The organism is Hyunsoonleella rubra (assembly GCF_042684665.1).
Lineage (GTDB): Bacteria > Bacteroidota > Bacteroidia > Flavobacteriales > Flavobacteriaceae > Jejuia > Jejuia rubra.
In genome coordinates, this window is sequence record NZ_JBHULY010000011.1 from 140,707 (window position 1) to 162,973 (window position 22,267).

Annotated in this window: 16 protein-coding genes; 8 read left to right on the forward strand and 8 right to left on the reverse strand. The window is 38.2% G+C overall.

All coding sequences use genetic code 11. The annotated features are described in order from the left end of the window. Positions 1-25: 25 nt before the first annotated feature. On the reverse strand, positions 26-2,401 hold the full coding sequence (locus ACFSR8_RS06165) for a TonB-dependent receptor (RefSeq protein ID WP_380290115.1): 2,376 nt from the start codon (positions 2,399-2,401) through the stop codon (positions 26-28). A gap of 249 nt (positions 2,402-2,650) precedes the next feature. Here ACFSR8_RS06165 and ACFSR8_RS06170 point away from each other — a divergent pair, with 249 nt between their 5' ends. Continuing rightward, on the forward strand, positions 2,651-4,108 hold the full coding sequence (locus ACFSR8_RS06170; protein WP_380290117.1) for a vWA domain-containing protein: 1,458 nt from the start codon (positions 2,651-2,653) through the stop codon (positions 4,106-4,108). A 72-nt stretch (positions 4,109-4,180) separates the two neighbouring features. Here the strand turns inward: ACFSR8_RS06170 and ACFSR8_RS06175 are convergent, their stop codons facing one another. The 5 genes from ACFSR8_RS06175 to ACFSR8_RS06195 form a co-directional block, all read right to left on the reverse strand. After that, complete coding sequence (locus ACFSR8_RS06175; protein ID WP_380290119.1) at positions 4,181-4,699, reverse strand: OmpH family outer membrane protein; 519 nt, start codon at positions 4,697-4,699, stop codon at positions 4,181-4,183. A 250-nt stretch (positions 4,700-4,949) separates the two neighbouring features. Further along, complete coding sequence (locus ACFSR8_RS06180; RefSeq protein ID WP_380290121.1) at positions 4,950-5,795, reverse strand: class I SAM-dependent methyltransferase; 846 nt, start codon at positions 5,793-5,795, stop codon at positions 4,950-4,952. 151 nt (positions 5,796-5,946) lie between these two features. After that, complete coding sequence (mnmG, locus tag ACFSR8_RS06185) at positions 5,947-7,818, reverse strand: tRNA uridine-5-carboxymethylaminomethyl(34) synthesis enzyme MnmG (protein ID WP_380290123.1); 1,872 nt, start codon at positions 7,816-7,818, stop codon at positions 5,947-5,949. 258 nt (positions 7,819-8,076) lie between these two features. After that, positions 8,077-8,493 (reverse strand): rRNA maturation RNase YbeY, encoded by a 417-nt coding sequence (gene ybeY / locus ACFSR8_RS06190; protein ID WP_380290125.1) that lies wholly within the window; start codon positions 8,491-8,493, stop codon positions 8,077-8,079. Next, a complete protein-coding gene (locus tag ACFSR8_RS06195) occupies positions 8,486-11,920 on the reverse strand; it encodes a hypothetical protein (RefSeq protein ID WP_380290127.1) in 3,435 nt (1,144 codons plus the stop codon). Before ACFSR8_RS06195 ends, ybeY begins: the two co-directional genes overlap by 8 nt. A 110-nt stretch (positions 11,921-12,030) precedes the next feature. Here ACFSR8_RS06195 and ACFSR8_RS06200 point away from each other — a divergent pair, with 110 nt between their 5' ends. The 3 genes from ACFSR8_RS06200 to ACFSR8_RS06210 all read left to right on the forward strand — a co-directional run bounded on the left by ACFSR8_RS06200 (position 12,031) and on the right by ACFSR8_RS06210 (position 15,330). Next, complete coding sequence (locus ACFSR8_RS06200) at positions 12,031-12,861, forward strand: hypothetical protein (protein ID WP_380290129.1); 831 nt, start codon at positions 12,031-12,033, stop codon at positions 12,859-12,861. A 313-nt stretch (positions 12,862-13,174) separates the two neighbouring features. Then, complete coding sequence (gene gltX, locus ACFSR8_RS06205; RefSeq protein ID WP_380290131.1) at positions 13,175-14,758, forward strand: glutamate--tRNA ligase; 1,584 nt, start codon at positions 13,175-13,177, stop codon at positions 14,756-14,758. A 17-nt stretch (positions 14,759-14,775) separates the two neighbouring features. After that, positions 14,776-15,330, forward strand: a complete 555-nt coding sequence (locus ACFSR8_RS06210; RefSeq protein ID WP_380290133.1) for a hypothetical protein — start codon at positions 14,776-14,778, stop codon at positions 15,328-15,330. A gap of 34 nt (positions 15,331-15,364) precedes the next feature. Here ACFSR8_RS06210 and ACFSR8_RS06215 read toward each other — a convergent pair whose 3' ends face one another. Further along, a complete protein-coding gene (locus tag ACFSR8_RS06215; protein WP_380290135.1) occupies positions 15,365-16,525 on the reverse strand; it encodes a succinylglutamate desuccinylase/aspartoacylase family protein in 1,161 nt (386 codons plus the stop codon). A 44-nt stretch (positions 16,526-16,569) separates the two neighbouring features. Beyond that, positions 16,570-18,420: a CBS domain-containing protein gene (locus ACFSR8_RS06220; protein ID WP_380290137.1), complete on the reverse strand. Its 1,851-nt coding sequence runs from the start codon at positions 18,418-18,420 to the stop codon at positions 16,570-16,572. A 291-nt stretch (positions 18,421-18,711) separates the two neighbouring features. Between ACFSR8_RS06220 and ACFSR8_RS06225 the strand changes: the two genes are divergently transcribed. The 4 genes from ACFSR8_RS06225 (at position 18,712) to ACFSR8_RS06240 (ending at position 22,171) form a co-directional block, all read left to right on the forward strand. Then, positions 18,712-19,140, forward strand: coding sequence for a VOC family protein (locus tag ACFSR8_RS06225; protein ID WP_380290139.1), 429 nt, complete (start codon positions 18,712-18,714; stop codon positions 19,138-19,140). A gap of 105 nt (positions 19,141-19,245) precedes the next feature. Further along, positions 19,246-19,623, forward strand: a complete 378-nt coding sequence (gene rnpA / locus ACFSR8_RS06230) for a ribonuclease P protein component (protein WP_380290141.1) — start codon at positions 19,246-19,248, stop codon at positions 19,621-19,623. Positions 19,624-19,632: 9 nt separating this feature from the next. Continuing rightward, on the forward strand, positions 19,633-21,267 hold the full coding sequence (locus ACFSR8_RS06235; RefSeq protein WP_380290143.1) for a S41 family peptidase: 1,635 nt from the start codon (positions 19,633-19,635) through the stop codon (positions 21,265-21,267). Between the two features lie 46 nt (positions 21,268-21,313). After that, positions 21,314-22,171 (forward strand): OmpA family protein, encoded by an 858-nt coding sequence (locus ACFSR8_RS06240; RefSeq protein ID WP_380290145.1) that lies wholly within the window; start codon positions 21,314-21,316, stop codon positions 22,169-22,171. The last annotated feature ends 96 nt before the right edge of the window (positions 22,172-22,267 follow it).

The following is a 22,267-nucleotide window of genomic DNA, read 5'->3' on the forward strand; positions in this document are numbered from 1 at the left end:
TATATGTTTTAATGTCCATTATGGACTAAAATTTAAAGTTATAAGTGATTGATGGTATAATGCCGAAAATGGCAATTCTTGTAGCTTCATTACTGCCTGTTTCTGCGTTTTGACCAAAACTAATGGACTGCGCATTTTTACGATTGTAGGCATTGTAAATCCCGAATACCCACTCACCCTTTAATTTTTTGTTGGCATTCTTTTTTGGGGTGTAAGTCGCAGACAAGTCCAACCTATGATACGCTGGTAACCTGCTAGCGTTTCTATCTGAAAAACTGGCGATAGATAAACCTTCATAGGTGTATTGCGCGTCCGGATATGTCACAGGTCTGCCTGTTTGATAAACGGCATTTGCGCTGAATTTCCATCTATCGTTCAATTTATATGCTCCTGTTATAGAAACGTCATGCGTTCTGTCGTAAGGGGTATTGTACCATTTGCCATCATTAATGCCTAATCCACCAGCAATTCCTCCGGGGGTTCTTTGCTCAGATTTTGATAAGGTGTAGGCCAACCAACCTGTAAAACGTCCTTTGTTTTTTCTCAACAAAAACTCCAGTCCGTAAGCTCTGGCTTCACCATTTAAAATTTCGGTTTCAATGGTATTATTACCTATTAAATCCGACCCGTCAACGTAATCAATTCTGTTATCCACCGTTTTGTAGTAGGCTTCAACCTCCAAAGAAAATATATTGTCCTTCAAATTTTTATAATACCCTACGGCATATTGATTCGATTTTTGAGGCTTGATATATTTTCCACTTGGTGTCCATACATCCACTGGTGTTACTGCCATAGTGTTGGACAATAAATGCATGTATTGTACCGACCTTGTATAACTAGCTTTAACGGAAGACGACCCATTCAACTGATAAGACAACCCAAAACGTGGTTCAAAATTGCCAAAATTTTTAATGCTTTCATTTTTTTCGAAAACCGTTTCCCCTGCTTCTTCTCCATTTTCATAAATACCTAGGTCTTCATTATACGTTACCGGCATATTGTTGACATAATTCATAATGTTTTGTCCACCAAGTCTGTTAAACCTGCTGTATCTTAATCCATAATTCAAAGTGAGTTTATCCGAAATTTGATGTTCTGCACTGGCGTAAACACCACTTTCTAAAGCACGCTTCTGTTCTAACTTTAAGTAATTAACAGCTGAATCATCATTAGTTGGTTTTACTTCACCTGGATTTAAATTGTGGAGTATCGTACTAGCACCAAAATCTATTTTAAGTTTGTCATTCAAATAATACCCAAAATCGTATTTTAAGTTGTAGTTTGTAATATTGGCAATCCAATCTAGTTCTATAAAATCTAGGACAATGCGATAATCATATTTGCTGTAAATCAAGGATAAATTGGAAAACAGCTTATCGTTAAACACATGATTCCACCTTAAATTTCCAGAGGCATTCCCGTAGTTGTTTCTCACCACGCCCGACAAATCAAAAACATCCCTCCCAAAATACCCTGAAAGGAACAGCCTATTGTTTTTGTTAAGACTGTAATTCGTTTTCAAATTGAGGTCATAAAAAGAAATTTTATCATCTTTTACTTCGGGAATCGCCTTCATCAATAAATGCGCATAAGAGGAGCGTCCTGCAATTAGGAAGGAACCCTTTTTACCAAATAAAGGTGCTTCAGCAGTAAGTCTGCTGGAAATTAAACCAATGCCTCCATTGAGTTCAAATTGTTTGCTGTTTCCGTCTTTTTGATGCACATCCAAAACCGAAGATATGCGTCCACCAAATTTTGCTGGAATATCGCCCTTATAAAGTTTTACATTCTTAATGGCTTCATTATTAAACACAGAGAAAAACCCAAAGAAATGCGAGGTGTTATAAATGATAGCTTCATCCAATAGAACGAGGTTTTGGTCAACTGCTCCACCTCTAACATTGAATCCTCCAGTCCCTTCACCAGAATTAGTAACTCCGGGTAATAATTGAATAGATTTTATAACATCCACCTCTCCCAAAACAGCAGGGATTTGTTTAATGGTTGAAGCGTTTAATTTAGAAACGCTCATCTGGGGTTTCTTGATGCTGATACGCTCGGACTCTTCGGCGGTAACCACAATTTCGTCCAATTGATTAGTGGCTTCGGCCAGCTCGAAATCCAAAATCTGGTCTTGATTAAGATTGATGGTTTTGGATATCTCTTCGTAACCCATATAAGACACAATTAGAGTATAATTGCCCACTGGAGCTGTTAAAGAATAAAACCCGTAAGCATTAGTTACTGCACCATTGGTGGTCCCTTTTAAAAATACAGTTGCCCCTAAAAGGGTTTCGCCATTTTTGGCATCTTTTACAGTACCGCGAACACTGAATGTACTTTGTGCGGTTGAGGCTATGCTTAAAAATAAGCACAACCCTAAAAACATAATTTTCATTTGGTCTGTTCGTTTTCGTGAGATGAAATTGTTTCAGTATCTCAGCATCACATGATTTATGATTGATTGTACTCTTATTGACAGACTAGAAATTGAAGGGTTGCGTATTTGTAAAATTATTTTGAAATATTTTCAAGTAGAAGCATTTCATTGTGAATTTATTTACAAATTGGCGCAACCATTTAGCACAATTCACATCTATAATACATACCTGCAATCGCAATAAATAAACTTTCAAATATCAGTACCATGAAGCATCAATCTTACCTCTTTTACGTCTTAGCCTTTTTTTTAATTCTAGTCGGGTGTACGGCAAACGATACGTCCAAATTCGTGTCGCCTTTTCAAAATGAAGCCTTAGACTTTGAAACGCCTCAAATTGAAAAATATAAGGACCATGGAGAAAATCCATTTATTGAAACTAGTGAAGCCCCCATTTCTACATTTTCTGTTGACGCCGATGGAGGCTCCTATGCCAACATGAGACGGTTTCTAAACCTGGGGCAAACCCCTCCTACCGCCTCGGTGAGGATCGAAGAATATATTAACTACTTTACTTTTGATTATCCTGAACCACAAGGTGATGATAATGTCGGTCTAAATTCAGAAACATCCATTTGTCCATGGAATACGGCGCATCATTTAATACGTATCGGAATGAAAGGTAAAACCATTCCTGAAGGGCAGTTACCAAACTCAAATTATGTGTTCCTGATTGATGTCTCCGGATCAATGAGTTCTCCAGACAAATTGGGTATCTTAAAATCCGGGTTCAAAACCTTGACCGACAATCTAAAGGACGATGATAAAATTGCTATTGTAACCTACGCTGGCAGTGCTGGTTTATTATTGCCATCTACTCCCGGAAGCGAGAAGGATAAAATTAAACAGGCCATAGATCAACTCGGAGCAGGTGGTTCTACCGCCGGAGCCGAAGGCATTATTACGGCTTATAAAATTGCTGAGGAAAACTTTATTAATAATGGCAACAATAGAGTGATTTTAGGATCGGATGGCGACTTTAATGTTGGCCCTTCATCCACTGAAGATTTAGTAGAACTTATTGAAGCAAAAAGAGAAACTGGAATTTATTTGACCGTGCTTGGTGTTGGTGGAGGAAATTTGAATGATTACGGCATGGAGCAAATTGCAAATAAAGGTAACGGCAACTATGAATATATTGACAATGCCGAACAGATTCAAAAAGTGTTTTCTTATGAATTAGGCAAGCTATATACCATAGCTAAAGATTCTAAAATTCAGATCACTTTTAATGAAAATAAGGTGTCTTCTTATCGGTTGATAGGCTACGAAAATAGAGCATTGGATAATGATGATTTTGAAGATGACACAAAAGATGCTGGAGAAATTGGATCATCCCAAACCATTACGGCGCTTTACGAAGTGGTCTTAAAAAATAGCCCCAATGAAGATATTTTTGCCACCTTCGATTTTCGTTACAAAAAACCGAATTCCGCTGAAAGTATTCCCATTACGCACGAAATTAAAAGTACTGGAAACACCATCTCAGAAAACATGAAATTTGCAACAGCTGTTGCAGGTTTTGGGCTAATAATGAAAGACTCGGAATATAAAGGAGATGTAACTAAAGAAATCATTCTTGATTTAGCCAATGCTTCCACATCGTTCGATCCGCATGGGTTTAGAAAAGAATTTATAAAGCTTGTTGAAAGCTGGCACGACTAACAGTTTTGATTTAAGGCATAAAAAAACCTGATAAACAATTGTTTATCAGGTTTTTAAATTAATTTTCAATATTTATTTATCCTTATAAGACGCATTCAACGCCTCTAAAATTGTCTGGGTCAAATCATTTTCCTCGGTACCGTAAAGTACTGAAGCTGCCGCATCGCTAGTGCCTAAAATGTACGTATATCCATTTTGCTTTCCATAGTCTTTTACAAAGCCCTTTACCTTTACAATCAATGTATCGATTTCTGCTTGAAATGCTAAAGTTAAAGCTTGGGCCTCACTTTGCTTTTGTTGGTCGTTAATCTGTTTTAGCTTGCCCAATTCCTCATAGCGCTCTTGTGCTTTCTTTTGGGACATTTTGCTAGCCCTTACTTGAAATTTTTGAACTTCAAATTGAAAAGCCTCTTCAATGCTATCGAACCGCTTAGTAAACAATTGTTCCTTGCCCTTAAAACGTGCTTCAATATCCTTCTTTTCTTGATACTCATTGATTACAACACTATTGTCAATATAACCAATTTTATTTGGTTTTTGACAGGACGCCAAAACCAATAACAGTAGTCCGGTATAAAATATATGTTTCATGTTTCTTTTAATTTACTTTAGTGGAACTCGTTTTTCAAATTCGCACAAATGTACTAAAGTCTATCAATATGAAATGGCTAATGTCTTGGATTTTAGACAATAAAGAATAATTATTGCTTGTTTTAAATTCAATAAAAATATTCTATAAAAAACAACACAAAATAAAGCGATTTAAGAGGCTTTCAAATTTTGGGTTGGTATTTCCCTTTTGAATGCCAAAAGCCCAAAGCAAACATTTCCCCATGCCTTTTTAACTATTATTAATGATGTAAATCAAGGATGAAGCCTCTTTTGAACTTATCGTCTTAATATTTGATAGCAGTCCTACCCAAAATCCCTTAAGCGGATTCATTTTTCCTGTTTTATATTTTTCAGAAAGAAGGCTTACATAAAAAGCATCAAACCACATAGGCTTTGTTTTTTTAATCTTAAAACCAAAAGTTCCAATAAGTTTTGAAAGCGAAACTTTGTCAAAATGCCAAAGGTGTCGTGGCACATCATACGCCGCCCAAAATTGTTTATAGTGATTGGCATCATAACTTTTATAATTTGGAACCGCTATAACTATGGTACCATTAGGTTTTAATATTTTTCTTAAAACATTAAGATGATCCTCCAATTTTGGCAAATGTTCCAGCACGTGCCAAAGGGTAATTACATCAAAACTATTTGGTTCAAACTTCAAAAGTTCATCAATTTCAAAAACTGAATTATTAGTTTTTTCATTGGCAATAACTCTTGCGTTTTCATTTGGCTCAATTCCAAAAATCTTCCAATTATTCTTTAAAGCGGTTTGCAAAAAATCACCAGTGCCACAACCTATATCTAAAAGATTTTTCCCTTCCGTTGGAAAAGAGTTTATCAACTTCAATTTCTTTTGAAGAGAAATGGCTCTCACCAAATGATATACTTTTTCAAATAAATTTCGCTTGGAATCCGTATGTGAAATATAATCTTCACTTTCGTAATATTCGGCCAATCTTTTCTCTGAAGGCCGGGGATGTGTTTCTAAAAAACCGTACTCAGAATTTTTGATTAATTCAAATTCTTCTCCTGAAACGGAGTGGTCCCTTAGTCTAAGATATATGTTTTTCACTTTGAATATACGGTCATTTCGAGAGCCTCAATGACCATTTTTGGTGGCTGAGGCTCTCGAAGTCACCAAATGTTCCACGTGGAACGTTTTATTAAATTCTAAAAGAGATTCCTGCTTTCACTTAGACTACGCTTAGAATAAACCCAGGGATTTAACGCCCCATATAAACCAACAAAACAGAAATATCATTTGGCGACACGCCACTAATTCTTGAGGCCTGAGATACTGTGGCTGGTTGTATTTTTTTTAATTTCTCTCTTGCCTCAAAACTCATGGATTTGATTTGGGAGTAATCAAAATTCTCTGGGATTTTAACATACTCCAATCGATTTAACTTGTCGGCATTGTTCTTTTCTTTGGCTATATATCCCGAATATTTTACTTGGATTTCGGTCTGCTCAATCACTTCCCTATCCAAATTATTATCCTTAATATAAGCCTCGACACTCTCAACATTTCTAACATCTTCCATCTCAATATTCGGCCTAGCAAATATCTTAAATAGTTTTCCGGACTGCTTAACAGGTGCCGAATTTTTACTTTCTAGAATTGGATTTATTTCTTCAGGCTTTACACTTTGCGCTTGAAAAAACTCCACGAATTTCTCCGCCGCGTCGTGCTTTTCCTCCATGCGTTTCAAACGACTTTCAGAAGCCAAACCTAGTTCAAAACCCTTCGGTGTCAATCTTAAATCTGCATTATCCTGCCTCAAAAGTGTTCTGTATTCCGCTCGAGATGTAAACATGCGATACGGCTCTTCAGTACCTTTTGTAATCAAATCATCAACCAAAACACCGATATAGGCTTCATCCCTCTTTAGAGTAAACGCTTCCTTTTCTTCAACTTTTAAACTAGCGTTTATCCCTGCCATTAATCCTTGAGAAGCCGCCTCCTCATAACCGGTAGTTCCATTAATTTGCCCTGCAAAATACAAGCCTTCAACCAGCTTTGTCTCCAAAGTATGCTTTAATTGCGTTGGCGGAAAATAATCATATTCAATGGCGTATCCCGGTCTAAAAAACTTAACGTTTTCAAAACCTACCACAGACCGCAATGCCTTAAATTGAACATCCTCCGGCAAAGATGTGGAGAACCCATTTACGTAAACTTCAACAGTATTCCAACCTTCCGGTTCAATAAACAATTGATGCCTATCCTTATCAGCAAATCGATTAATTTTATCCTCAATAGACGGACAATAGCGCGGGCCCAAACTTTTAATTCTACCATTAAACATTGGCGACCTATCAAACCCTTCGCGAAGCAAATTATGTACCTCTTGGCTTGTATAGGTCATATGGCAAGAACGCTGTTTTTCTAATGGTTTAGTAATGTCCAAATAAGAAAACTTTTCAGGATTTTCATCCCCAGGTTGTTCAACCATTTTGGAATAATCCAAAGACCTTCCGTCAACCCTTGGAGGAGTTCCAGTTTTCATTCTACCGGAATCGAAACCTAAATCAACCAACTGTTCCGTAATCCCTGTAGCCGCTTTTTCGCCCGCTCTACCTCCACCGAAATTCTTGTCGCCTATATGAATCAATCCATTCAAAAATGTGCCGTTAGTCAACACCACTGTTTTGGACTTTATCTCAATGCCTAGCGACGTTTTTACACCTACAACCCTGTCTTTTTCAATTAGCAAACCAGACACCATTTCCTGATAAAAATCAAGATTAGGTGTTTGCTCCAAAAGCAACCTCCAGTCCTCCGCAAATCGCATTCTGTCACTCTGCACCCTCGGGCTCCACATAGCAGGCCCTTTTGACTTGTTCAGCATTTTAAACTGAATGGCCGATGTGTCGGAAACAATGCCACTATAACCACCCAGCGCATCAATCTCCCTCACGATTTGACCCTTGGCAATACCCCCCATAGCAGGATTGCAAGACATCTGAGCAATGTTTTGTAGATTCATGGTCACCAATAAGGTTTTACTCCCCATATTGGCGGCCGCGGCCGCGGCCTCACTTCCAGCATGGCCAGCCCCTACAACGATAACATCATAAACTTCGTTAAACATAACAAATCTTTTTACCTCAGCTTGTCATGCTGAATTTAGTTCAGCATCTCCAATTGTTAATAGATTCTGAAACAAGTTCAGAATGACAATGTTTAAATTGATGTTCCACGTGGAACATCAATTTTTTAAGTGTGCAAATATACGTTGAAATCTTGAAAACACTAACCTTTTGAAAAATCAAAAATCTGTGTTTTAGATTCCCGCCTTCGCGGGAAAGACAATGTCCAATGGGACAACCTAAGATTTATGCTCTCAGAATTAGTGCTCAGTCAATTTGTTGATGTAGTGGTTTTCCTTTTCCCGCATGAGTCTCGCATCTTCCTTTGTCTTGTCCTTATAGCCACAATAATGTAATATACCATGAATGATTACGCGATGCAATTCATCATCAAACTTCGTGTTGAAATCCTTAGCATTATCTTCTACTCTTTCAAGAGAAACAAAAATATCGCCTTGTATTATTTTTCCTATGGAATAATCAAAACTAATAATGTCTGTTAACGTATCGTGATTTAGGAATTCAACATTCAATTTGTGTAAATAATCATCGTCACAGAATACATAATTAACCTCTTCAATTTTGAATCCCTCGGAAGCAATCACGCCCAAAATCCATTTCGCAACTTCGCTTTCATTTGGCAGTTTGAAATCCGTTTCGTAATTAAAATTAATCATTGGATGGTTTAAAATACTCCTGTACTTTCTTCTTATAAACTTGTTGCAAAGGTAAGGCCTGCCGGTTTAAAATTTCTGTAGTTTGAAAATATTGTTTTGCCTTGGGTATTTGGGTTCCCGAAGCGTTTTCGAATTGTTTTTTGTTTGTTTCAGATTCTCGTTTGTTATCCTCGCCCTGTTGGTGGGTAGCATTTTCCAACTTCAACAATTGATGCTTTAAATTCATCATTTTCCGAAGCGTTTGATTGGTAAAGCCCTTGTTTAACAAGTCCAATTCAATATCCTCCATTTGCCTTGATAGCCTATCTCCAATACCTCCTTTACCCTCTTTCTCCAAACGTTTATCCAGAGCCTGACGCAACTGTTGTTGCTTTTGATAAATTTCATACAATAAGCCTTCCATATCAAAATTGTCGCCTTCACCTTCTCCTCCGGTTTGTTGGCCATTCTGTCCGTTCTTGCCTTCCTTGTCACCCTCTTTTCCTTTATTTCCCTTTTCTCCTTTTTCGCCCTCTTTCTGGCCTTCACCTTCCTGCTGACCTTCTCCAGGTTTCTTTTGTCCCTGTTGCCCCTTATTCATCCCTTGCTCCATCATCTTATTCAATTCTTCCTGACTCATAATAATGTCCGGTAACTGCATATCCCCATCGCCACCTTTCCCGGCAGACATACTCATGCTTTCTTGCATGTTGTCCAAAATATTGCTCAATAAATCCGCCAAATTATTGGTGGCCGTTATCGCAAACTGTTGTTTCGACACACCTTGGTATAATTGATTTTCGGCAAGTAACTCCAAAGCCTTTTCAATATTAAAATACACTTCGGAAATCTCCTTATTCACCTGTTCCGACAGTTTTGGTTGACGCAGTGACAAGGCAAACAAACTGTCGTCAATATGTTCAAAATGTTCCCCTAGATTATTTTGCTTTTTAAGATAGGTGGCGTACTTGCTATGGTTAACATCGATAGATTTAAACTGGTCCATCAAGGCCTCCGAATCAAAGGAATACAGCACCAAATTATCCAAAATCTGTCGCAACATTTCCATGTCCTCCTGCATTTGGTCCCCACCCATGGATTGCATCGACCCCTGCATTTTACTGCTCAACTCCTTCATCTTTTGGGCCGCTTTCTTCTGATTCTTTTGAGCATTTTTTAGATTTTCCTTCTGCTTTTGCTGAGATTCATTTTGCTCTCCTCCCTGCTGTTGCTCCTGCTCCTCTTTTTGTTTCAATTCTTCGGAAGCATTTTCCTGGGCATCCTTTACTTCCTTTTCATCCAATTTGTCCTGGGGAATATCAATCGGCTTTTTTAAAGCTTGGCTGTCTTTTTTTAACTCTTCCAGCGCTTCTTGGAATTTCTTAAATTCTTCGTTAAGCTCATCCTGTTTGTCCTTCGTATTTTCCTCTTCAGAAGCTTTGGATAGCTTCTCTTGTTCTTCAGCTAACTGTTTTAAATCCTCCGTCAACTTCTCCAATTTCTTTTCAACATAAAACCGTTTGGTCAATTCAAGTAATTGCTCCAGGCTTCGTTTTTTATTTTTATTCTGTTTGGCGACTTCCTCCAACTTTTTAATCAACTCTTCATTACTGATTTTTTCCTGAAGCTTTTTCAACTCATCCAAAAGCTTTTCATCTTTCTTTAATTGCTCCTCATTCTCCTCTAAGCGCTTTTTCAAATCTTCCTTAAAAGCATCTTCCTTCTGATTTTCCTTTTGAAATTCATCAAGATTCTCTTTTAGTTTTTTGTTGAAGTTTTTCATCATTTCGTCCTGCTGTTTCTGACGTTGAAAAAATGAAGCCAACTTCTTTTTGTCGTTAAAATTCAAATTCTTCTTTTCCCGCCCCATCTTTGTGAGCTCATCCAAACGCTTTTCCTGCTCCTTAAATTTCTTAAGCGACTGGTTTAAATCCTTGATGGTTTCCCCCTGTTGTTCCAGTTGCTTTTCTTCTTCCTCTTCCAAGGTTCGCTTACGATAATTGAAAACAGGGCTTTTTTTACTTTTGAAACGGTTTACGCGGTCATTATCAAATACTTGGAAATAAAGCTGATACGGTATTCCGGCTTCGATTTCTAAATTATCCGGAAAGGCAGATATAAAATCCTGCACATTGCTTGAGGTAATTGAAATTTCCTTTTTCATTTTATACTCCTCATTATCAGTTGGATAATACACCAATTGTAGTTTGCTCAACCCATAATCATCACTCACCTGTCCGTAAAAATACAAGGTTTGCAAATCGAGACTGTCCACCTTCATTTGCACGTTCAATTCGGGGTATTCATCTTTAACCACATCAATGGAAAAAGTCAGATTCTCATAATCCTTAAGGTTTTTATTGCTCGTGCTCAGGGTGTAATCGTAGTTGTTGAAGACTCGCTTTGAAGCCTCAAAAACACCAACCTTATCTGATTCAAACCCAACAGTATCCTTCGCATATAAAAACACCTCATCCGTAGATTTTGTTTGCAATTGCCATGTAATATTTGTGCCCTCGGGGACAATGGCATTACCCGTACTCTTTTGGGTTTCGTCCCTCTTTTTTGTGTGGCTAGGGTAATCCAAAACCATTTCAAAACTCAGGAGTGATGGCACTTCAATAATCTCAATTTGATAGGGTTTGGAGTTTACATCATTTGCAGACAGCGTAAATTCAATGTCTTGATGGGGTTGGGAAAAAATATACTCAAACTCCCCCACACCCGACTGTTGCAAAAAATAGGTTTCATCATTAAAGGTAATTTGGGCATTTTCAGGCACCAACTCCCCGGCAGTTTTTACCTCTAATTTAAAGTCTTTCCCTTCGATTGCTTTTAGGTTTTCATTCACTACAAAAAACTGAAAAGGTGCTGGCGGCTCATAGGCGGTTTTGTAATGCACCACGCGCTTGTAGCTGTCACTGAACCAATTGAAATTGCCAGTTGCATAAACCAACAACAAAATTACAATCGGGATGACCGCATATTTTAAATAAGACAGGTTTTGCTTAAAGTTTACGGCCAATTTAAAGGGAATCGGGGTTAATTCCACCGACTTTTGCTCAATACTGGCCAAAAGCAATTCAGACTGCTGGCTACTATTTTTAAGTTGAATGACATTCAACAATTTATCATCCACCTCGGGGAAATGCTTGCCGATAATTTTCGCAGACTTTTCATAATCAATGCCTTTTTTCAGCTTAAACAATTTCGCCAAAGGAATAGCAACAAACTTTACCAATAAACCCAATTCCACAGCAATAAATAGCCAAAACAGCACTGTTCTGGCCGTTGTATCCAACCACAAAAAGTGTTCAATCAACAAAGTAAATAGAAAATATAGCAGACCAATGGCGAAAAACAAAATGCCTCCTTTCAGCAATTCATTCGTATGATAACGCCGTATAAATCGCTCTAATTTTTGCTTTATGTGTTCAAAATTATCCATGATAGACGTTATAAAAGTAGTGCTTTTACAAAAAATAAAATCCTAATCTTTGTTAAACCCGTTGCAAGGTTCTAAAAAACAAAACTACTAAAGACCAAAAATTAGTGCTTATGAGGACTTATTTAGCCTTTCTATTTTTGATTTCGGCCCAAATTATAAATGCCCAAAGTGGGTGGACACAAAAAAAGGGTGAAGCCTATACCCAAATTGCTTTTACTACCATTCCCAGCTACAGCGAAATTTTTGGTAATCCAGAGTACCTCACCGAACGTGAAATTCTAGATAATACACTTCAGTTTTATGCTGAATATGGGTTGACCGATAAAACTACCATCATCCTTAATTTACCTATAAAGTTTATCAAAACTGATGGGTTGGCTGGAAATTCAAGTGGTGTCACTAGTGCGAATTCTTCATCAAAATTGGGTAATGTTGAAATAGGCCTGAAACAACAATTTTATAACAAGAAATGGGTGATTGCCGGACAACTGAATGTTGAAGCCAATACAAGCTCTTTTGATAATACTTCAGGAATTAGAACTGGTTATGATGCCTGGACGTTTGCGCCAACCCTAAATGCAAGCCGAAGTTTTGATACCTTCTATATTCAAGGGTTTACAGGCGTAAACCTAAGAACCAACGGTTACAGTAGTAATTTCAAAATTGGTGGTGAAATAGGCACAAAACCTTGGGAAAAGATTTTACTTATTGCTTTTTTGGACATTGTTGAATCCTTTAGAAATGGAAGTATCAACTTGCCGATTAGCAATCAATTGACAGCGCTTTATGTCAATAATCAGGAATACACCACTTACGGTTTGAAAATCATAGGAGAAATCACTGATGCGTTTGGTATCAATGCCGGTTTTGGCGGAGCATTTTCGGGAAATAATGTAGCCAAAAGTCCAGCTTTAACTTTAGGGTTGTATCATAAGTTCTGATGTGTTTTAACATGGGTTCGATTTAAATATCAACAAATAAATTATTAAAATAATGAAAAACCGCGCTTTGTCATATCGACAGAGCGAAGGATGAGCGACGAGATATCTCATTATTATGAGATTCCTCCTCGTTCCTCGTTCGGAATGACATACTTGTAATATAAAATACCCCTAAGTAGTTGATTGTCAAATTATATCACATCGCACTCGCGTTATTTTAAGGCTTTATAAAATGATTAGGTATTAACATTCCAAATCCTAAATATCGTTTTATCTTTGCAGGCATCAACTGAACCCTTTTTACTCATATTTTATGACCAAAAATGTTCGTGTGCGCTTTGCACCAAGTCCAACAGGGCCTTTGCATATTGGCGGTGTTCGTACCGCACTGTTTAATTATCTATTCGCTAAAAAACATGGAGGCGCTTTTATTCTTAGAATTGAAGATACTGACCAAAATCGCTATGTAGAAGGTGCAGAGCAATATATTATCGATGCTTTGAATTGGTGTGGGATGCCTGCTGATGAAAGTCCTGTAAACCCAGGAAATTATGGCCCTTACCGACAAAGTGAACGCAAAGCGTTATACAAACAATATGCGGATAAATTGATTGCTTCAGGTAACGCCTATTATGCTTTTGATACCGCTGAAGAATTGGATTCTCATAGAAAGGACCACGAAGCAAAGGGCAAAACTTTTATATATAACTGGCACAACCGACTGAAACTGAAAAACTCCTTATCGCTTTCTGAAGAAGAAGTAAAAGCCAAATTGGATTCAGGTGAAGATTACGTCATTCGTTTTAAATCGCCACAAGATGAAACCTTAAATTTGAAGGATATCATTCGTGGGGATATTCAAATTGACACCAATATTTTAGACGATAAAGTATTGTTTAAAAGTGACGGGATGCCCACATATCATTTGGCCAATATTGTGGACGACCATTTAATGGAAATCACCCATGTGATTCGTGGCGAGGAATGGTTGCCATCATTGGCTTTGCATTATCAATTATACGAGGCCTTTGGTTGGGAAGCACCTGAATTTGCGCATTTACCATTGATTTTAAAGCCTACCGGAAAAGGAAAATTAAGCAAACGTGATGGTGATAAAATGGGATTCCCAGTGTTTCCATTGGAATGGACAGACCCTAAAACTGGAGATGTTTCCAGAGGGTATAAGGAAGATGGCTACTTCCCCGAAGCTATGGTAAATTTCTTGGCTTTTTTAGGTTGGAATCCGGGTACAGAACAGGAAATTTTCAGTTTAGCCGAATTGATTGATGCCTTCAACTTGGAGCGTGTGAATAAGTCTGGAGCCCGTTTTGACCCTGATAAAACCAAATGGTTTAACCACCATTATATGCAGGAGCAGGATAATGCTGAATTGGCAAAAGCTTTGAAACCCATTGTTGACCACAAGCTAGACGTCATTGCGAGTGAAGCGAAGCAATCTGCTTCCTTGGGTGAGATTACTTCGTCGCAAACTCCTCATAATGACGTAGATGTAAACTACATGGAAATGGTCGTCGCCCTAATTAAAGAACGTGCTACGTTTATTTCAGATTTCTGGAACCTAAGCCATTTCTTCTTCGTTGCTCCGACGTCTTATGACGAAAAAGCTTCAAAAAAGGCCTTTAAAGACGGTACAAAAGCCATTTTAGAGCAAGTTGTGTCCATTATAGAAGATATTGAGGATTTCACTGTTGAAATCATTCAAACTAAAATCAAAGGTTGGATTACGGCAAACGAAATCGGTTTCGGAAAAGTAATGATGCCTTTACGCTTGGCTTTAGTTGGAGCTTTACAAGGGCCCGATGTATTTGATATTATGTTTATGATTGGGAAGGGTGAGAGTAAAAAGCGGATTGAAAATGCAATAAAGCAATTGTAGCCTTCCAAAAACCAGAAATGAAAACAATAATTTTCACTTTCCTGACTGTCTTTTCCTTTGCATTAGTCCATGCTCAGTACCATGAAGGCACTGTTTATTTTAAAGGTGACTCCACCTCGACAGGCTTAATCAGGGTAAAAACATTTGAAGGTATAAAATTCAAACGCTCAAAAGAGACAGAGCCTGTGGATTATAACCGTGAACAAATCCAAGGCTATGATGTAAAAGGTTGGCAATATAGGTATATAAAAAAGAAGCCTGGCGCCACGCCAAAGCTGTATAAGCTGCTTATTGACGGAAAAGTATCCCTATACGCCGATACCCCAAAAAGCCCAAGCCATTTAATAGCTGATAGCCCTCCAAACAGTGTCTCAATCATGATAAACCCTTATGAGATTTACTATTTGAAAATTGAGGATATGCTTTACAAAGTAGTAAATATGCTTAAAAAGAAGCATATCGAGGCTTTAAAGGATTGTCCAATACTTATGGAAAAAATTAAAAATAAAGAGTTTAAAAAATGGGAAGTATATGATATAGTTGAATTTTACAACTATGATTGTCAGCCTTGAATTTATTCAGTGCTTTTTTCGATTTAAGCCTTAGTTACAAACGCTCTGATCTGGCCCATCGCGTATTTTTATATAAACTTAATTTAGCAATACGCTCCCGGTTGTAGAGGTATACAAAGTCTTCCGTAACGCGCCTATTGCGATACCCCAACAGGTGAAAAATAGGTTTAGCCAAAAATCGGGTTACTCTTAAATTTGACTTTAGCACCCCGGCGTATTTGTCATGCCAATATATGCCCGGCAGTGCAATAAGCAAGCCGTCCACTTTAAAACGTCTTAAAATCCGGGAGAGTTTTAAAAAGAATTGAGGGATAGGTTTAATAATAAAAAAGCCCTCGCCCCCCCTCTTTTGATATAAGGGCATAAAGATATGCCCATCATGGCCAGACTGAATCTCAGTGCCATTAAGCAAAGCCAATGGCGTCCCTTTGGCTATGCTTTGGAAGCTTTTAAAGCCTTCTTTCATTTTGAACTCATCATTAGGTTGAATTCTAAGCAAATGGACGATTTCAAAAAAACGCCTAGCGCCTTCGGAAGCTTTTACCAATGTTTGAAAATGCACATCAAAATCTATCTTTTCCTTTTCCAAAATCCTTGTGTTCACTAATACTAGATTGATGAAAGCAATATTGTTCTCCACGGAAGCGACGTCCGTATGCTGTCCGGATTCAAAACCGATAGAAACATAGCCTAAAGTATTGATATAGCTCAATAAAGCGCCTTCCAAATACTCCTCGATGCCCAAAACGATAGGCACGGGAAACTGTTTAGAAAAGGCCCTATTAATCATAGCATCATTAATGGTAATAAAAGGCAATGTTTTACTGGATGTGGTGTGTAGGTCGATAAAATATAAAGGGCCAGTATTCGATTTTAATATGTTCTGTAGAAGGTTATATAGCGTAATTAATTGGATCTCCTCCGTGTTCGGGTGTTCCTTTGAAAAAATGGCCTCAATGCGGTGCTTTGTCCAAAGCCTATTCATGTCGGTGTCAATAAAGCGTTGCTCTTTTTCCAGAGCCTTGATATTCCCTAAGACACCGTATACATTACCTCTTATTTGGCTCTTGTCCAAAGATTTATAAACATGATTAAGCGCAACAACCCCAGCCTTTTCATTCCCATGTATCCCGGCAAAAAACACAATGGTTGGCGCATCGGTGCTTTTTTCAATCTTGAAGAGAACCCTCGTCATAGTTTGTGTTTGAGGCATTATGTTATCGATGTTGGTCTTCAAAATCAAAAATCATTTGAGGTGATCAATCCGATGAGCTTGCCATTTTTGGTGACCGGCAAAAGGTGGATATTGTGCCGGGCCATCATGCCTTTTGCCTTTTCAATGCTGTCTCTTTCGCTAATGACAACGATATCCTTCTCCATAATGGATTCCACGGACTGTTGCTTTTTTTCCTTGTCGTCCAAATAATCCTTAACGTCTGTCCAGGATAGCACCCCAAGCAGTTCCTTGGCATGGTTAATCACAGGTAGGTGATGAATGTTTTTCCATTGCATAATATTCAAAACCAATTCAACGCTATCGTTTTTGTCCACCGAATACACATCCGTACTCATAATGTGTTTTACAACCCTATTTTCCGGCTCAGGAAGTTCACTGGTTTCCTGTAAAATACGCCAAGTTGAAACTGGATAATCCTTTATTTGTTTTTCGTATAATTTTGAAGTTAAAATCTGCATGGCCTCAAAGCGCCTATGGCTTTTTAACAGGTGCCTGTAGCTTCTTACCGTCCATTCCGAGCCGTTTAGTCCTTTCACCCTATTTTCAATCACTGCCAGATAATACTCGGCATCCTTCGGATCGACACCAAACCTGTATAATCCTTTATAGGCCATGGGAAGAAGCTCGTCCAAAATCAAATCCTTGCAGGACACGTATTTTCCATCCCAATATATTTGGGCGGCCATGCCGTAACGGGCCGCATTGAAGAAATTGGTTTTTACATCTTTGAAATCCCAAGTTTCATGTATGTTATTATACTTCTTGTGTTTGCCCATCATCACACCTACCCAAAACACCATATTCGCCATTTCGTCAACGACAGTTGGTCCGGAGGGAATATACCTGTTTTCAATGCGCAAGTGGGGCTTCCCGTTACCCACACCATAGCAGGCGCGGTTCCACGGATACACCGTGCCATTGTGCAATTGGAGTGCAAGTAGCCGTGGTACTTTGCCTTCTTCAATCAAACTGACGCTATCGTGAATAAAATCCGAAGTTAAAAAACTTCTGAACCGTGAAATATTGTCCTTAAAAATATCGGTAACCGAACCCGTGTACCAACCACGCCCAAAGCTTACGCGCGATTGATTTTCATTCAACTGATAGGAATTGGCCCGAGTATCGATACTCTGGGTAAACAGCGCAATACGCGTTTCGCTCCATAGTTCCTTGCCAAAAAGCAAAGGGGAATTGGAGCAGGTGCTCAAAACAGGGCCGGCAATGGCCTGCGCCCAATTGTACGCGTCAATAAAATTATCCGGAGCTACCTGCAAATGCACCTGAAAACTGGTGTTACAACCTTCCAACATCACGGAATCGAACAGCAAATTCAACTCGTCCACACCCTGAATGTGAATGTTAAAATCTTGTTTTCGGGATGCTTTTATAACTTCATTCAAAATGGTATAGCGTTGAAGGGGTGTCATTTGCTTTTCCCCTACATTGTCCAATCCTATAGAGGGCAATATACCCGCCAATACAATTTTAGTGTCCTTTTTGGCAGCCGCTTCCTCCGCTTTTTTCAGAAGGGATTTTAATTGACGGTGCATTTCGGAAAAACAGGAGCCCTTAAGTTCCAAAGGGTCCAGGTTGGCTTCTAGGTTATAGTCACCTATTTCGGTAGCAAAATGTGGGTCGTCAATGTCATGCAAAATATCCAACGCATTGCTGCTAGGGGAAAAATTATGCTTTACCAAACAAAACTCCTGTTCCGCGCCTATTCGGATGGGCTCAGACTCAATCCAGCCCTTTTCCAATAGCCTTTCCAGAGCCTCAATATCATTGAGCAAGTGATGCACATAATTGGCCCTGTCTTTTTTCCTGTGCAGTTTCGAAACGTTTAAATCTCCCATATTCCAACATTTTAAGTCTTTACCAAATCCAAAAATACCCTTAAAACCTAATGGATTCTATGATTTTTGTCATGGGTATTAGTGTGTGTTTTAAAGTTAGGGAATTTTACCGACACCGAAAATGACTTGTCTTTGCCAAAATTTCCCTTAACTTCGTTTCAGCATGCCACTAGGTAAAGTAATTCTTTGTATGCATCCCTTAATGATTCAAGTCGACTGCTAAAACTAATCGTAGGACAAGCTTGACAGAGATTATAAGAAACACTACAATTGTTAAATGAATAAATAATTATGACTACAACAACATTTTTAACTTTCGTAGGTGACCAATGCGGAAAAGCCCAGGAAGCCATCAAGTTTTATACTTCCATATTTCCAAATTCAGAAATTAAAAGGATAGTCAAATACTCCGAAGGAGAGGAAGGAGGCACGCCCGAATTGGTTAAATATGGTTTATTTTCGTTAAATGGAACTGATTATATGGTAGCCGAAAGCAATTATAATCATGCTTGGTCGTTTACGCCCGCAGTTTCAATTTTTATATCTGATAATTCAGATGAAATGATCCAAACCTTATTCGAAAAACTTTCTTCCAACTATGGTAAGATAATGATCCCCCTTGACAATTACAGAGGGGAAGGGGATTATGGTTTTGGAAAAAAATTCGGATGGTGTGAGGACAAATATGGCGTATCGTGGCAATTTCTGCTTACAGAATAATGAATTGTAAATGATATTTCAATTTATAAACAATTGCCGTCAACAACGGTAACGAAAAAAACCAACCCTCCAAAATTGTTACCTTTAGCCCCAAAATAAGGCCTGTTGAAATTCACCTATTCCAAAAAAGAAAAACTTAAAAGTAAAGTTTTGATTGACCAACTCTTTTCCGAAGGGCAATCGGTTTCCGCATTTCCGTTACGTTTGGTGTATCTAGACACTACTTTTGAGGAAGCTATTTTGGTAAAAACCGGGGTTTCGGTGAGCAAGCGCAATTTTAAAACAGCAGTGGACAGAAATCGTATAAAACGCTTGTTAAGAGAGGCTTACCGATTGAATAAACCTGATCTTTTTAACAATTTAAAAACACAACATGCGTTTATGATTTTGTACATTGGCAAAGACAAACCAAGCTTTGCCCAAGTAGACGCCAGCATGAAAAAGCTGTTCGGAAAATTTTTAAACCAACATTCCAAATCTTAAATAAGTTCTATGAAACGTTTATTAAAAACCAAAATACTAATTCCAATAGCACTATGCGCCGTGTTTTTAAGCACCACTGCCTTTAAAAACGATTTTTTTGAAATCGCGAAGCAGATTGAAATCTTCACCACGTTGTTCAAGGAACTGAACATGAATTATGTGGACGAAACCAACCCTGGGGATTTAATGGATACTGCCATCAAAAGCATGTTGGACGATTTGGACCCCTACACTCGTTTTATGAACGAACAGGATGTAGAAGCGGCCAGAATTAATAATACCGGCGATTATACGGGCATTGGCGCCAAGGTAATGACCAAAAAAGACAAGTTGGTGATTATTGAGCCTTATAAAGATTACCCTGCGGACAAAGCTGATTTAAAGGCTGGGGATGAAATCATAAAAGTGGGCGAGGTTATGGTTTCAGACTATAAAGATGATGCAGGAAATCTGCTGAAAGGACCATCAGGGTCATCGGTAAATGTGACCTTCAAACGCAACAACGACACCAAAACGGCAACGATTCAACGTGCCGAAGTGGATATTAAGGCTGTGCCTCATTTCTCTATGGTAAACGAGCATACGGGTTACATTGTCTTAAGCAAGTTTAACAGCAAAGCATCCGCTGAAACCAAGTATGCACTTCGGGATCTTAAAGCCCAGGGGGCAACGCGAATTATTCTCGACTTAAGGGGTAATCCCGGCGGTTTATTGAACGAAGCAGTTAATGTAGTGAACCTGTTTGTTCCGAAAGGGCAATTGGTGGTTACCACAAAATCAAAAGTGAAAAAATACAATCGTCAATATTTCACCCAAAAAGAACCTATAGATACAGAAATTCCTTTGGTAGTGCTGATTGATGGTTCCAGTGCCTCTGCCAGTGAAATTGTTTCGGGCACTTTACAGGATTTGGACCGTGCCGTTATCTTAGGCTCACGCAGTTTTGGTAAAGGCTTGGTACAACGCCCAAAACGATTAACCTATGGTACCCAAGTAAAAATCACCATTTCTAGATATTACACACCTTCAGGTCGCTGCATTCAATCCTTGGACTATTGGAACCGTAACGACAAAGGTGAAGCGGTGCGTGTGAAACAGGAAAACTACAACGAATTCAAAACCAAAAATGGCAGAAAAGTATTTGATGGAGGCGGTATTTTTCCTGACGTTACTTTTGGAAAAACGAAGAATTCTACCATCACTAAAGCCATCATCCAAAGTAATTTGATTTTCGATTTTGCCACGGATTATTATTACAAACATCCTGATCAGGACATAGTGAATTTTCAATTGACGGATATTGATTTCAATGATTTTAAAACCTATTTGGAGAAAAACAACTTTTCCTTCACTACGGATACCGAAAAAGCATTGTTTAAAGCTTATGACACCTCTGTAAAGGAAAATTTAAACGATGATATAGAATCCGACTATAACGCCCTTATTTCAGGTCTAAAAGCCTCCAAAAATAAAGCTATCGATGCGCATAAAGATTTTATTCTGAAGATGCTTACTGAAGACATCGTAAAACGTTATACGTATCGCGAAGGGTTGTACGATTATTATAAAACCCATGACGAATATATTAAGAAAAGCACGCAAATCCTCGGAAATACCATGACGTACATGGATTATTTAAGGTAGATTTTCAAAAAATACTATCTTTAAACATTATTTATTGCTCCCAAACATGCATAGACTATTAATAGCCATATTAGTATGCTTTCAGGCGTATCTCGGATTCTCCCAAACCGAATATACCCATGACGTGTATTTCAACACGGACGAATATGTGGTGCCAAAAACTGAGGAAAACAGGCTTTTACTTTTCATTTCAAAACTTCAGGATATCGAAATTGAGTCTATTGCTATTTATGGGTTTTGTGATGATGTTGGTGCCGACACCTACAATATGAAGTTGTCGCAACAGCGTGCAGATGCCATAAAGACTATCTTTTCTAACAATGAAATAAGTGAATCGTTGATTACCAACGTAGATGGAAAAGGTGAAATTCTTCTGAAAATAGTAGATGAAAAGGACGTTTTAAAAATCAGAGGACTTAACCGAAAAGTTGAAATCATCGTCACCGAAAAACTTCCGGAACCAGAGGTAAAAGAAGTGGTAGCCGAGGTAAAAAAGAAAACAGTTCCACAGAAAATTAAAGGCCATTTAGAGGTTGGGGATAAGATTATTTTCGAAAATATTTTGTTCAAAACGGGTTATAGCACCGTAACGCCACCTTCAAAAAAAATATTGCAGAATATAGCACAAGCTTTGGTTGAGCGGGATGATATTTATTTCACCATTCAAGGACATGTATGTTGTACCAAATATACTAGGGACGCCATTGATAAGAAAACCAAAAAACGTAATCTTTCCGTGGCCAGAGCAAAATATGTATATGACTATTTCGCTAAAAAAGGCGTGGATAAAAAACGTATGCGCTACTTGGGCTTAAGGCGAAAATTTCCTCTGGGCGGCGATCCAAAATATGATAGGCGTGTAGAAATCCTGATTACTTACGTTGGTAATAATGAAAGTCAATAGTGCTTTCAAACTTCCAATTATAAAATTTCAGCCAAAATTGATGCAATATATAGGCGTTTTGCGGTAAAGCGTTAACAAATATTTACCTTTAAACTC